This window comes from Pseudomonas asiatica, from assembly GCF_009932335.1.
GTDB classification, from domain to species: domain Bacteria; phylum Pseudomonadota; class Gammaproteobacteria; order Pseudomonadales; family Pseudomonadaceae; genus Aquipseudomonas; species Aquipseudomonas asiatica.
The window spans coordinates 2,898,074-2,912,043 of the sequence record NZ_BLJF01000001.1 but is presented as its reverse complement, the minus strand read 5'-3'; the positions used below and the strand labels follow the sequence as shown (position 1 = coordinate 2,912,043).

At 65.4% G+C, this 13,970-nt stretch carries 9 protein-coding genes; all 9 read right to left on the bottom strand.

Annotation, left to right across the window (positions count from 1 at the left end; all coding sequences use genetic code 11):
• Positions 1-64: 64 nt before the first annotated feature.
• Positions 65-1,141, bottom strand: a complete 1,077-nt coding sequence (locus GYA95_RS13535; RefSeq protein WP_013973333.1) for an autotransporter domain-containing protein — start codon at positions 1,139-1,141, stop codon at positions 65-67.
• A 300-nt stretch (positions 1,142-1,441) separates the two neighbouring features.
• Positions 1,442-2,251: an endonuclease/exonuclease/phosphatase family protein gene (locus GYA95_RS13530; RefSeq protein WP_015271002.1), complete on the bottom strand. Its 810-nt coding sequence runs from the start codon at positions 2,249-2,251 to the stop codon at positions 1,442-1,444.
• Between the two features lie 178 nt (positions 2,252-2,429).
• On the bottom strand, positions 2,430-4,583 hold the full coding sequence (glgX, locus tag GYA95_RS13525) for a glycogen debranching protein GlgX (RefSeq protein ID WP_015271001.1): 2,154 nt from the start codon (positions 4,581-4,583) through the stop codon (positions 2,430-2,432).
• Between the two features lie 153 nt (positions 4,584-4,736).
• Positions 4,737-4,985 (bottom strand): DUF2934 domain-containing protein, encoded by a 249-nt coding sequence (locus GYA95_RS13520; RefSeq protein ID WP_043935743.1) that lies wholly within the window; start codon positions 4,983-4,985, stop codon positions 4,737-4,739.
• Between the two features lie 14 nt (positions 4,986-4,999).
• Positions 5,000-7,774 (bottom strand): malto-oligosyltrehalose synthase, encoded by a 2,775-nt coding sequence (locus tag GYA95_RS13515; RefSeq protein ID WP_015270999.1) that lies wholly within the window; start codon positions 7,772-7,774, stop codon positions 5,000-5,002.
• The gene (malQ, locus tag GYA95_RS13510) at positions 7,771-9,840 is read right to left on the bottom strand and encodes a 4-alpha-glucanotransferase (RefSeq protein ID WP_015270998.1); all 2,070 of its coding nucleotides are present in this window, start codon (positions 9,838-9,840) and stop codon (positions 7,771-7,773) included. Before malQ ends, GYA95_RS13515 begins: the two co-directional genes overlap by 4 nt.
• The gene (gene treZ / locus GYA95_RS13505) at positions 9,837-11,579 is read right to left on the bottom strand and encodes a malto-oligosyltrehalose trehalohydrolase (RefSeq protein ID WP_161551408.1); all 1,743 of its coding nucleotides are present in this window, start codon (positions 11,577-11,579) and stop codon (positions 9,837-9,839) included. The genes malQ and treZ overlap by 4 nt, the downstream gene beginning before the upstream one ends.
• A gap of 14 nt (positions 11,580-11,593) precedes the next feature.
• On the bottom strand, positions 11,594-13,153 hold the full coding sequence (gene glgA / locus GYA95_RS13500) for a glycogen synthase GlgA (RefSeq protein WP_013973326.1): 1,560 nt from the start codon (positions 13,151-13,153) through the stop codon (positions 11,594-11,596).
• 594 nt (positions 13,154-13,747) lie between these two features.
• On the bottom strand, positions 13,748-13,915 hold the full coding sequence (locus tag GYA95_RS27665) for a DUF6026 family protein (RefSeq protein WP_015270996.1): 168 nt from the start codon (positions 13,913-13,915) through the stop codon (positions 13,748-13,750).
• Between the last annotated feature and the right edge of the window lie 55 nt (positions 13,916-13,970).

The window sequence follows — 13,970 nt, the reverse complement described above, 5'->3', positions numbered from 1 at the left end:
ACAAGCTTCAGACCCTGTGCGGTCCTTGTGGGAGCGGGTTCACCCGCGAAAGGGCCAACCCTGCCTACCACCGCATCCGCACCCCAAGGCTGCCAATCAACCCGTTCAGATCATTGTCGTCGACGTCACTGCTGTAATCGGCACTGACAAACAGCGCCACCGTGGGTGTCACCCGCGCCACCAGCCCCAACCCCAGTTCCACCGTGGTCGAGTAGCGCGAGCTGGAGATCTTGTCGACCTGGTCCAGCTTCACCTCATCGGCATTGCTGAAGTCATACCACACGTTGGTCCGCACATAGGGTTCGATCGGCATGCCGCGTACTTCATAACGCCCGGACAGCCTGGCACCGACCCGACCGCTCCAGCTCGGCTGGCTGTCGAAGGCCTGCAAGGTCTCTTCCTGCGCCCGGCTGCCGGGGAAGAACTGCTGGTTGATCAACTGCGCCTGCGGCTCGATCACCCAGCCGCCACCCAGGCCGATGGGGATGCCGCCTTCCAGCGAGAAGGTCATCGCGTGGCCGCTGTCGTCCAGTCGCTGGCCGTTCTCGCCACGGCCATTGACGTCGATGCGCGAACCCATGGCCACGGCATCCAGGTGCCAGCCCTGTTCATGGGTCATGCTCCAGTACACCCCCAGGCTTTCACCGCTGAGGTTCACGGCGTTGCGTTGCTTGTCGCCCAACAGCTGACGCATGCCGTTGAAGTTGGTCTGCAGGTTGTTTTGCCCCACGAAGATCCCCGCGCGGTGCACATTGCCCGCTGCAGTTTCACGCACGAACAGGTCCGGGCCGATCATCAGTTGCTGGCTGGGGGCCTCCAGCTGGTCTGGAGGCTGCGCGCCACTGCGCGCGGTGGTGGGGAAGAACTGCGCCCACTGGCTGGCGACCAGGTCCGGTGCAGGCTGCCCATGGCGTTCGCTCATCTTTTGCGAGAACGCGTTCAAGGTACCGATACTCAAGCCACTGGCGCTGACCGGGTCGAGCGTAAGCTGTGGTACTGCCGGTTGGTGCAGGAAGCCGGGCGAGGTCGGGTCGTCCTGCAGTTCATACGCGATAGTTTCCACCGGGGTTGCCAGAAGCAGCGACGTGGAAACCGCGTAGAAAATGCTTTCGAAGCGCAAGGGGTTCGAGGTGCTTTTCATGGCGGATCTCCTTTGTTTTTGTGTTACAGCCCTAGGACCTGGCCTGTTGTCACGAGCTGTACGGCAAAAACAGTGGGCGACCCAAACCAGCACGCCTGGCTTTTCGCAGCGCGCACGAAGGCGCGAGCTAGAGGCCCTGCGCGAGATCATTACTGCTAGATATGTTCAGCTAAGGAGAGGGCGCCGCTTGCGTCAAGAAAGCGTGAAGGATGTGTTCAGGTTCCGTGGCTTTGTTCAACTTGTTGAATCACAAGATAATTCGGCTAGGTATAGCCAGGTTCGCTATTTGCCGTGCTGCGGCTATGAAGAATGATTGCTAAGCCTGACTTCGACCGACAACGGCAGGTGGTCCGACAGGTGCGACCAAGGTTTGTGCCCCAGAATCCGCGGCCCATGGCTTTCGGCGTTGCGCAGGTAGACACGGTCCAGGCGCAACAGCGGCAGCCGCGCAGGATAGGTGCGGGCCAGGTGGCCATGGTGGCGTTCGAAGGCCTCGTGCAGGTCACGCTGCAGGCCCAAGGTGCGGTTGCCGTGGGATTTCCAGTCGTTGAAGTCGCCAGCGATGATCACCGGGGCGTCGGCGGGCAAGGATTCGAGCAGCTTGCGCAGCAGTTGCAGCTGCTTCTGGCGGTGGCTTTCCAGTAACGACAGATGCACGCAGATGGCATGCACCTGATGCTGGCCAGGCACGTCGAGGACGCAGTGCAGCAGGCCACGTCGTTCGGGGCCGGTGATCGACACGTCGAGGTTGCGATGTTCGATGATCGGGTATTTGGACAGCAGCGCGTTGCCGTGGTGGCCGTCAGGATAGACCGCGTTGCGCCCGTAGGCGAAGTCGCTCCACATGCTGTCGGCGAGGAACTCGTACTGCGAGGTCTGCGGCCAGCCGGGGTAGCGCGCGGCGTGGCGGTCGTGGCTGCCGAGCACCTCCTGGAGAAAGACGATGTCGGCCTGGGTGCTGCGCACCGCCTCGCGCAGTTCCGGCAGGATGAAGCGCCGGTTGAAGGCGGTGAAGCCCTTGTGGGTATTCACCGTCAGCACCCGCAACCGCTTCACGGCTGGGGCCTGGTTGACACTGGCGAAACCTTTACTGCCGGCTTCGGGGTTCACGGTTACTCCTCGGTCAACGGGTTTGCGCGGATCCTTGTAGGAGCGGCCTTGTGTCGCGATCGGGCCGCGCAGCGGCCCCGTTTGTCAGCACCAAGGCAAGAATAGCTGGGGCCGCTGTGCGGCCCGATCGCGACACAAGGCCGCTCCTACACAAGGGACACATACCAGCGTTTCAGGTTCACTCCTCATCACGCTGCAACACCATCAGCAGCAACGACCGCCCCTTCACCTCGAAGGTGCTGTCGAAGTGCAGATGCTGCCCCTTGCGCAGCTCTGGCCGGTCGGTGTCGACCAGGCAGCTCCAGTAATCCCCCTCGGGCACGGTCGGCAGCTTGAACGGCACGATGTCATGGTGGGCATTGACGATCAGCAGCACGGTGGCCTCGGCGCCTGGCCTGGCAATGCCGCTGACCTGGGCACGGCCATCGATCAGCATGCCCAGGCAACGCCCGTGCGGGTCTTCCCATTGCTCCACGCTCATCTCGTTGCCATCCGGTGCCAGCCAAGTCACATCCTTGACGCCGATCGCTTCATTGTAGTCGCCCACCAGGAAGCGCGAGCGGCGCAGTACCGGGTAGGCCAGGCGCAGGCGGGTCAGGCGCTTGACGAAGGCCAGCAGCTCTTCGCCCTCCTGGTCCAGGTCCCAGTTCACCCAGCCGATTTCGCTGTCCTGGCAATAGGCATTGTTGTTGCCGTGCTGGGTACGGCTGAACTCATCGCCGGCGACGATCATCGGCGTGCCCTGGGCCAGCAGCAGGGTAGCGAAGTAGTTGCGCATCTGGCGCATGCGCAGGGCATTCACGGCCGGGTCGTCGGTTGGCCCCTCGACACCGCAGTTCCATGACAGGTTGTTATCGGTGCCGTCCTGGTTGTTCTCGTCGTTGTCCTCGTTGTGCTTGTGGTTGTACGACACCAGGTCGCGCAAGGTGAAACCATCGTGGGCGGTGACGAAGTTGACCGAGGCATAGGGACGCCGGCCACGGTTGTTGAACATGTCCCCCGAGGCTGTCATGCGCGAGGCAAAGTCGGCCAGTTGGCCTTCGTCGCCTTTCCAGAAGGCGCGCACGGTGTCGCGGAAGCGGTCGTTCCACTCTGCCCAGCCCGGGGCAAAGTTGCCCACCTGGTAGCCGCCGGGGCCGCAGTCCCAGGGCTCGGCAATCAGCTTCACCTGGCTCAGCATCGGGTCCTGGCGGCAGGCGACGAGGAAGCCGTGGCGTTCGCTGTAGCCGTCGTGGTAGCGGCCAAGGATGGTCGCCAGGTCGAAGCGGAAGCCGTCCACGTGCATTTCGCCGGCCCAGTAGCGCAGCGAGTCGGTGACCAGCTGCAGCACGCAGGGGTGGCTCAGGTCCAGGGTGTTGCCGGTGCCGGAATCGTTGATGTAGTAACGCTTGTCGTCCGGCATCAGGCGGTAGTAGGAGGCGTTGTCGATACCGCGCATCGACAGCGTGGGGCCGCGCTCGTTGCCTTCGGCGGTGTGGTTGTAGACCACATCCAGGATCACCTCCAGCCCGGCGTCGTGCAGGTGCGCGACCATTTCCTTGAACTCGGCGATCTTGCCGCTGGCCAGGTAACGCGGGTGGGGCGCGAAGAAGGCGATGCTGTTGTAGCCCCAGTAGTTGTTCAGGCCCTTGTCCAGCAGGTGTTGGTCGTTGACGAAAGCGTGAATCGGCAGCAACTCGATGCTGGAAACGCCCAGCTCCTTGATGTGCTTGAGCAACTCGTCATTGGCCAGGCCGGCGAAGGTGCCGCGCAGTTTTTCCGGCACTGCCGGGTGGCGCATGCTGATGCCCCGGGTGTGGGCCTCATAAATGATCGTACGCTCCCAGGGGATCTGCACGCGCTGGTCGCGGCCCCAGGTGAATGCAGGGTCGATCACCTTGCACTTGGGCACGAAGGGCGCGCTGTCGCGCTCGTCGAACGACAGGTCACCGTCGGGGTGGCCGATGGTGTAGCCGAACAGTGCTTCGGACCATTGCAGGCTGCCGACCAGTTGCTTGGCATACGGGTCGATCAGCAGTTTATTGGGGTTGAAGCGGTGGCCGTTCTCCGGCTCGTAGGGGCCGTGCACGCGGTAGCCGTAGACCAGCCCTGGGTGAGCGTCAGGCAGGTAGCCGTGGTAGATCTCGTCGGTGTATTCGGGGAGCTCGATGCGTTCGATTTCGTGCTCGCCGGTGGAGTCGAACAGGCACAGCTCGACCTTGGTGGCATTGGCCGAGAACAGGGCAAAGTTGACCCCAAGGCCATCCCAGGTGGCGCCGAGGGGGAAAGGCAGGCCTTCGCGGATACGCGACGGGGCGACCGAGCGGGTTTTCTTCGGGGTGCGGGGGCTCATGGCGGTCCTCTGTTGCCGTGGTGGGGGAGGGAGCTGCGTAGGCCTGTACCGGCCTCTTCGCGGGTGAACCCGCTCCCACAGGTACACCGTCATCCTCAAGCCTGGCGCTATCCCTGTAGGAGCGGGTTCACCCGCTAAGAGGCCGGTACAGGCTCAACCGGCAGCCGGCTTTTTCACCGCCCGGGTTTTCTTCACTGCCACGGCCTTCTCGACCGGTTCAGCCGCTACCTTGGGCTTGGCCGGGGCCCGTTTGCGCGGCGCCGCCTTGGGTGCCAGTGCCTCGGCTTCGGCCAGCTTGCGAGCCATGTCCCAATGGCGGTCTTCCTGGCCAACGGGCTTACCCTCGGACTCCCAGATCTGGTAGGCAAATTCGCGGATACGTTTTTCATCAACACTCATCATGACGCTCCTGATGTTCAAGATTGTTGTATCAGCAGGTTGACCGGAAACTCCGCCAGCACGGCGCTCAACATCAGCTCCCTGCAAGAGCTGACCGCAGCACTGGGGAAAAGTCCCGTCGAGTTGGCAGGCGACAAGGCAAACGGCAGGTTTACCCGGGTGTCGTCCCAGTTCTGTGCCGGGATCAGGGGTATCGGTGCACCTGCCAGCAGGGTACTGGCCAGGCGTGGCGCGATGATGACGGCCCGTTCGCCCTCGCCAAGGCGAGCGAACGCGATCACCTTGTCGGAATGCCGACCCTGCACGGTCAGGGGCAGGTAGGCGCCACGTCGGAACAGCTCGGCATGGGCCTGGCGGCAGTCCAGCACCCGGGCGATCAGCGCCTGCTTGAGGCGGCCATCGCGCCAGTGTTCCAGCAGCTCGGCAACCGGCGTTGCATCGTCCAGGGTGCGACGCCGGCACGCGTAGTCCACGGCGCGCCGGTTATCCGGGTCGACCAGGCTGAAATCCCAGTATTCGTTGCCCTGGTACAGGTCCGGTACGCCCGGCGTGGTCATGCGCAGCAGGGCCTGGACCAGGCCGTTGAGGGCACCGGGGCAGGCCAGCAGGTGCGCGGCGTCGGCCAGCGACTTGCGCAGCTGCTGGTTCTCGCCGTCCAGCAGCAGGCCATCGATGTAGCGGGCACAGGCGCTTTCGTAGGCTTCGTTCGGCGCGCTCCAGCTGCTGCGCAGCTTGGCCTCGCGCAGGGCTTTCTGCTGCCACTGGCGAATGCGTTCGGCGTACTGGCCAAGGGTGTTGTCATCGTGCAGGTCGAGGTCCAGCGGCCAGCTGCCCAGCAACGTCTGCAACAGCATCAGCTCGTCGCCGGGGCTGGGCGCCGGGCCGTCATCCAGTTGCGTGCGCAATGGCGTGGCCAGTTCGCGCCAGTGTTCCATGCGGCTGGCCAGCCACGGGCCGCGCTCGCTGAGCACGGCCAGGCGCGCACGGGTGTCTTCGCCGCGCTTGTGGTCATGGGTGGCGCTTGCCAGCAGGTTGTCGGGGAAGTCGCGCAGGCGCCGCTGGGCCTCGTTGTGGAAGTGCTCGAGCGGGGCGCTGAAACGCTCGGCGTCGAAGCCCACATCGTTGCGCGACAGCAGCCGCGCGCTGCGGTAGAAGGCGGTGTCTTCCACGGCCTTGGCGGCGCTGGGCGCGGTCAGTTGCTGGAAGCGCACGCAGGCGTGGCGCAGCTGCTTGCGCGCCCGGCCTGCTGGCAGGCGGCGCCAGGCTTGCCCGCCCAGCCATTGTTGCAGGTGCTCGAGCAGTGGCCAGTCGGCTTCGCCGAGGTCGAGGCGGGCGTTGGCCAGGGCCTGCTGGAAAAACCCTTCGTCTTCTGCCGGGCGCCCGCAGGCATTGAAGTAGGTGCGATACACCGGGTAATGCGCCACCAGTGCCTGCAAGGCACGGCGAATCGCGCCCAGGGTCAGGTCGCGGGTCATCAGGTCGTTGCGCGCCACCTGCAACAGTGCCTGGGCCACCGACTCGCAGTCGCCGGCCAGGCTGGCATTGAGTACCAGGTGGCGGGCCTGACGCACTTCTTCGGGGAAGTCGGGGCGTTCGCTCACATTGGCCCACAGCTCGGTCAGCGCTGCTTCGCCCGCCGGGTCGTGCTGCAGCAGCGAAACCTGGTTCATGAATTCATAGCCGGTAGTGCCGTCGGTAAGCCAGTCGCGGTGCAGGTGCTCGTTGGCACCGAGGATCTTCTCCACGTAGATCGGGAAATGCCCCAGGGCGGCGTTCAACGGCCGCCGTGCCAGCAGGCCATCTACCCGCCGGCGCAGCTTGCGGCAGTAACCGCGCGGGTCGGCCAGGCCGTCGATATGGTCGATGCGCAGGCCGTCCACCAGGCCGCGCTCGATCAGTTCGAACAGCTTGGCGTGGGTGGCCTCGAACACCACCGCGCGTTCCACCCGCAGGCCGCCCAGCTCGTTGATGTCGAAGAAGCGCCGCCAGTTGATGTCGTCGGCGGCGGTACGCCAGCTGGCCAGGCGGTAGGTCTGGCGTTCCAGCAGCAGGTGCAGGCGCTTGAAGCCATTCTCGCTGCGGCTGTCGAACGCCACCAGAGCCGATTCGAGGTCAGCGCCTTCGCCCGCCAGGCGCGCCAGTTCAGCTTGCAGGGGCAGGGCGTCGGCCAGCGGCGTGGCCGATGCGTTCAACGCGGTGAAGCGTTCGGCCAGGGCCTTGAGCGCCGGCTCCGGGCTGAGGGCGAGAATCCAGCCATAGTCGACCGGGCAGATCGGGAAGCGGTGTTGGTAATGGGCGACCTGCAGCAGCCCATGGTGCTTGTCGAACTCGAGCGGTATCTCGCCATTTTTCAGCGCCACGCCATAGTCGCTGGCGAGGAACGGCAACAGCAACTGGCCGGCCAGCAGTGGGTCGCTGGAGTGCCACTGGATGTCGAAGAACTCTGCATACGGGCTGCGCCGACCCCAGGCCAGCAGGCTCTGCCACCACGGGTTGTCGGCACCGCCCACGGCCATGTGGTTGGACACCGTGTCGAGGATCAGCCCCATGCCGTGCTGACGCAGGGCGGCGACCAGCCGTTGCAGCGCCGCTTCGCCGCCCAGCTCGGGGTTGACGCAGGTCGGGTCGACCACGTCGTAGCCATGGCGCGAGCCGGCGCGGGCCTTGAGGATGGGCGAGGCATACAGGTGGCTGATGCCCAACTGGGCGAAGTACGGCACCAACGGCACGGCGTGATCGAGGGTGAAGTCACTGTGAAACTGCAGGCGCAGGGTCGCGGTCAGCGCTTTCATCGGTCACGCTCCCAAGCCTGTTCGCGGGCCTGGGCCAGCAGTTCCAGGCGCCGCGCAGCGTCTTCGTCGTCGAGCAGTTCACGTACCGGCCGGGCAAAGCGTCGGCGCCAGTTGGGGTGGCCGGCGGTGGTGCCCGGCAGGTTGGGTTGCTCGTCGCAACCCAGCAGGTCTTCCAGCGGCACCAGCACCAGCGGTGCGCGGGTGTGGCCAACGTAACGGATGGCAGCGTCGATCAGCGCGTCGTTGTTCGGCAGCGTGCCGTAGTTGGCCTCCAGGGTGCGGCGCAAACCATCGTGCTCCTTCTGCCGCTCGTGGCGCCAGTGCAGTTCGGTGGCAGCATCGATCAGTTGCAGGCGGTGGTTCCAGTCGATGTCGCGGTTTTCCAGCCAGCCGGCCAGCGGCGCCAGGTCATGGGTGCCGGTGGTGGCCAGGGCGTTATCCGGCCAGTCGAGAATCGGCTTGAAATGGCCGGGCTGGGTCTGCTCGAAGGGCAGCACGCGCATGCCCAGCACGGCCTTGGCCGCCAGTTGCTCGCGCAGGCCGTCCGGCACGGTGCCCAGGTCTTCGCCGAGGATGATTGCCTGGTGGCGCACCGACTCCAGGGCCAGCAGGCGTAACAGATCTTCCAGCGGGTAGTTGAGGTAGGCGCCTTCGCTGGGCTTGGCCCCCTGCGGGATCAGCCACAGCCGGCGCAGGCCCATGACATGGTCGATGCGCAGGCCGCCGGCGTGGGCGAGGTTGGCCCGGAGCATTTCGATGAAAGCGCGGTAGCCGTTGCGCTTGAGCCCTTCAGGCGAGAAGGCGCAGATGCCCCAGTCCTGGCCGGCACGGTTGAGGATGTCAGGCGGTGCACCCACCTTCAGGCCTGCCAGCAGCTCGTCCTGGCGGCTCCAGGCCTGGCTGCCGGCACCGTCGGCGCCCACCGCCAGGTCAGCGATCAGGCCGACCGCCATGCCGTTGCCGCGCGCTGCTTCCTGGGCGCGTTGCAGGCCCCGTTCGGTCAGCCATTGGCAGAAGGCATGGAACTCGACCTTGGCCGGGTAGGCGTTGGTGAAGGCCTCCACTTCCGGGTGGTATGGGTCGTGCCAGGCCTTGGGCCAGTGGCGCCAGTCGGCGCCCAGGCCATGCTCCACGGCTTGCGCCTGCAGCACTTCGAAGCGGCAATGGTGTTCCAGCGCCTGGCCACCGGCTTTGCGGAAGCTGTCGAAGTCCTTGCGTAGCGGGTGGTCGCCCTGGCTGAAGCCCTGGTACAGGGCTTCGAGCAGGCGCTGTCGGGCGCTGGCGGCACGCGGCCAGTCTACCAGCGGGCCTTGCTCAAGGTCTTCGAGCTGTTGCTCCAGGCCGCAGGCTTCGATGGCCACGCGCACCTCCCGCTCGCCCAGCAGCGCGGCTGGGCTGGCGTACAGGGTATTGAGCAGCAGGCGGCTGGAGGGCGAGTAGGGGCTGTAGTGCGTCTGGTCGATGGCCAACAGGGCGTGGATCGGGCTGATGGCCAAGGCATCGGCGCCGCGTTCGGCAGCCGCGCGGGCCAGTTGTTCCAAGGCCAGGCAGTCGCCATAGCCGCCATCGCCGGGGCGGCGCAAGCTGTACAGCTGCACCGCCAGGCCCCAGCAGCGCGGTGGCGGCTGTTGCACCCGGTCTTCAAGGCTGTGGCAGCGCAGCGGGGCCACGGCCACGGTGAAGCGGCGGCTGTCGATTTCCACCTGGTGGTAGCCGATGGGCAGCGCACCGGGCAGGCGGGCCTGGTCGTCAAGGCTGAGGGTGAGGGCGCTGTGGTCCTCCAGTGTGCAGTGCGCAACGCTGGCGGCGCTGAAGTAGCGCGCCAGTGCCAATGGCTGGCCTAGGTCGGCGGTCAGCAGCGGCGGCAGGTGCTCACTGTCTTCGGCAGCGTCCACGGCGCGCAGGCTGGCGGCGATGGCGGCGTCATCGTTGGCAGGGTGGCCAAGACCTTCAAGTATGTTGCGCAGTACCTCGTCGCTGACACGCTGGGGCCGGGCATTGGCGTCGATCCAGTCGCGGCTCAGCCCGACGCGGCTCGCCAGACGGTGCAGGGCGGTTTCGCTCATGGGCGCTCCTGGGCAGGGGGAAGCAGGCTGACCACGCAGCTGTATGCGGCCAGATGGGTATCGGGGTGCCGGGTGTCGCTGCTGTCGAACAGGCGGTTGGCCGGCGCGGGCAACTCGACCACCTGCGGGGTGGCGGCCAGGTTCAGGTCGATGCGCAGGGTGGTGCCATTGCCCAGGCACCAGCGTGCGGTCAGGGCCTTGTCGCCGTGTACTTCGGCACCCAGCGCGCGGCTGCCGGGCAGGTGCGGGATCACATGGCGGCGGCGCAGTTCGAGCAGGTGCTGGTACAGGCCGTGCCAGCCGGCGATCACTTCCCCGGCTTGCGGGCGGGAGGCCTCGAAGGTCTGTTCGGCGTTGGGGTCGGGGATGCGTTGGCGCTGCTCGGGGTCGGCGAAGGCGGCGAAATGGGCGAACTCGCCGCGCCGGCCTTCGCGCACGGCGTCGGCCAGCTGGTCATGGAAGTCGGTGAAGAACAGGAACGGCCGGCAGCTGCCATCGTCGTCGCCCATGAACAGCAGCGGAATCATCGGCGCCAGCAGCAACAGCCCGGTGGCCGCCCGCAGCGCCTGCGGTGGGCACAGACGGGTCAGGCGCTCGCCCAGGGCGCGGTTGCCGACCTGGTCATGGTTCTGCAGGAACAGCACGAAAGCGCTGGGTGGCAGGTGCGCGCTGGGCTCGCCGCGGGGCGTGCCATGGCGGTTGGCCTGGCCCTGGAACACGAAACCTTCGGCAAGGCAGCGGGCCAGCTGGTCGATGGGGCGCTGCTGGTAGTCGGTGTAGTAGCCTTCGGTTTCGCCGGTCAGCAGCACATGCAGGGCATTGTGGCCGTCGTCGTTCCACTGGGCATCGAAGCCTTGCTCCAGCAGGAAGGCCTGGTTGTGTTCGTTCTCCAGTACCAGCCATACGTGGCGGCCCGGTTCCACCGCAGCGCGTACCCTTTGCGCCAGCTCGACCAGAAAGTCGGGCTGGTCGATGGCGTGCACGGCATCCAGGCGCAGGCCGTCAAAGCGGTAGTCGCACAGCCACATCAGGGCGTTCTGGATGAAGAACTCGCGCACCTGCGGGCGACGGAAGTCGATGGCTGCGCCCCAGGGGGTCTGCCGGTCTTCGCGGAAGAACGGGCTGGCGTACTGGTGCAGGTAATTGCCGTCAGGGCCGAAGTGGTTGTACACCACATCGACCAGCACCATCAGCCCGTGGCCATGTGCCTGGTCGACCAGCGCACACAGCTGCTCGGGGCTGCCATAGGTGTTTTGCGGCGCATAGGGCAACACGCCGTCGTAACCCCAGTTGCGCTCGCCGGGGAACTGCCCCAGCGGCATCAGTTCGACGGCACTGATGCCCAGTTCGGCCAGCCGCGGCAGTTGCCGGGCGACCCCGGCGTAGCCGTCGAGCAGGCCGACATGCAGCTCCTGTATGACCGCCTCGTGCCAGGGCCGGCCTTGCCAGGGGTGTCGCCAGGCATAGCTGGCCACATTCACCACCTGACTCGGCCCCTGCACGCCATCGGGCTGATAGCGCGAGGCCGGGTCGGCCACCTTCAGTGCACCGTCGATACGGTAGTGGTAACGGTCACCGGCCTGGCACGGGGCCACGCCGGTGAACCAGCCATCATCGTCGGGCAACAGCTCGATGGCCGGCTGCTGCTCCAGTTCCACGCTCACGCTGCGCGCATCCGGGGCCCAGAGGGCGAAGCGCGCCGACGTGGCGTCCAGCAGGTGTGCGCCATGCCTGTGCATCTTCAACTCCCCGTTCAGTAGTGGCTGTGCTGCGCCTGCTTGACCAGGTCCTCGTACAGACGTGCATAGGGCTCCACGGCCTGGCACCAGTTGAACGGTTGGGTCATCGACAGGCAGCGCATGGCATTCAGCAGGTCCTTCTTGCCATATACATAGAAGGCGCGGCTGAGTGCCTCGCGATAGCTCTCGACGGTGGACTCGTTGAACAGGAAGCCGGTAACGCCGCACTCGATGGTGTCGGCCAGGCCACCGGTCTTGCGCGCTACCGGCAGCGAGCCGAAGCGCTGTGCGTACATCTGGCTGAGGCCGCATGGCTCGTAGCGAGACGGCATCAGCAGGAAGTCGCTGCCGGCGAACATGCGCCGGGCATCGGTTTCGTTGAAGCCGATGCGCACGCCGATACGGCCCGGGTGGCGTAGCGCCAGTTCGCGCATGGCCTGCTCTTCTTCCGGCTCGCCGCGGCCGATGATCGCGATCTGCCCGCCTTGCTCGACGATGTAGTCGGCCACACCCAGGGTCAGGTCCAGGCCTTTCTGGTAGACCAGGCGCGAAACTACTGCGAACAAGGGCCCTTCGGAGGGCTGCAGTTCGAACAGCGCGCGCACTTCCTGGGCATTGCGCGCCTTGCCTTCCCAGTCGTTGATGCTGAAGTTGTGCTGCAGGTGCTTGTCGGTGGCCGAGTCCCAGCTTTCGTCGATGCCGTTGGGAATGCCGCCGAGCAGGCCTTGCTGGGCCTTGCTGGCGAGGAAACCGTCCAGGCCGCAGCCAAATTCCGGGGTAGTGATTTCCCGGGCATAGGTGGCGCTGACCGTGGTGATGTGGCTGGCGTAGGCCAGGCCCGCCTTGAGGAACGACAGCTTGCCGTAGAACTCCATGCCTTCCTGCTGCATGGCGTGTTCGGGGATTGCCAGTTCCGGGCTGCAGCCGCGGCTGTACACACCTTGGTAGGCCAGGTTGTGGATGGTGAACAGGGTTGGCGTGCTCAGCCCGCGCCAGTGCATGTAGGCCGGTGCCAGGCCGGCGGGCCAGTCGTGGGCGTGCACCACTTCGGGCTTCCAGTGGATCCTGCCTTCGCCGGCGGCGATTTCGGCGGCGGCCAGGCCCAGGCGGGCGAAGCGGATGTGGTTGTCGGGCCAGTCGCGGCCGTTGTTGGCACCATAGGGAGTGCCGTCACGCTGGTACAGCTCGGGGCAGATCAGCACATAGATGACCAGGCCGTCGGCCATGTCCATGCGCCCGATCTTGCACGGCGGCAGTGCGGCGTGGCCACCCAGTTCACCGACGATGTGGATGGGGTTGTCGCTTTCCATCACCTGCCGGTAGCCGGGGATCAGCACCCGCACATCGTGCAGGTGCGCCAGGGCACGGGGCAGGGCTGCGGACACGTCTCCCAGGCCACCGGTTTTCACCAGGTCGGCGATTTCCGAGGTCACGAACAAAATCTTGCGCTTGTTGCGGTTGTGCTGGCGCTGGGCGCCGGGTGCCTTGCCTGTCGTGGCGAAGTCCGGGGTGAGCGGTTCGCGGTTGTCCGGGTTGAATGAATCTACGTGAGGCTCGACAGCGGCACTGATCATACTTCTCTCCGTCCCTATGCTTGGCCGGGTGCTGGCACCCGTGGCGATGTTTCGTGTTGGTTCTCTCTGATTCTGGATTCTGCGTAGTGCGTTCCATGCGCCAGGGTCGTGCACGCAGGCACGGCGCGATCGGCATTCCGGCCGAAGGCGATTGGGCTGGTGGGGTATGTGGGCCGATGCAGGGAAGTCCCTTTGCGTTTGGCCTACTTAGTTCCTGACCTGCCCGCGTTCCGGAAAGTTCGACTTTTTTTCGTCACTCTTCCGTTGAGCAAATGGCGGGCCGAAACCCGAGTGTAGGAGAGAAATAGATGAAAAGGTGACCCGCTGGTCACTATTGTCATGCCGCGGAATAGACGCAAACGTTGGCGTTTGTGACCGGATGTGAAAAGGTGCGGGCGGGGGTATGGGGATGGTGCGCCAAATTGTGGCTTTCAGGTGCTGATGCACCAGAGTGGGGCGCAAGGCAGATGTTGGATTCTTTCGCAGTCTTCGTGGGAGCGGGCGTGCCCGCGAAGAGGCCGGGCCTGGAAAAGAGGAATCAGAGAGAGACAAGCAGGGTGGGAGCCGTTCAGCTCCCACGAGAAGAAGGTACAATCAGAGGCTGACAGCTTTGTCTTCAGCGCGTTGTTGCGCCAGCAGCAGGTTCAGTTGGGCGACCTGCTGGCGCAGCTGGTCACGTTCGTCCTTCAGTTTACGCAGCTCATCACGGCGCACGGAGACATAGAGGGTCTGGGTTGGGGTTGCAGGCATCAAAGTACCCATGGACACACCTCGCGGTTTTGGCTGGTGACAAGTTAAAGCGTAGACGCTTCACGCG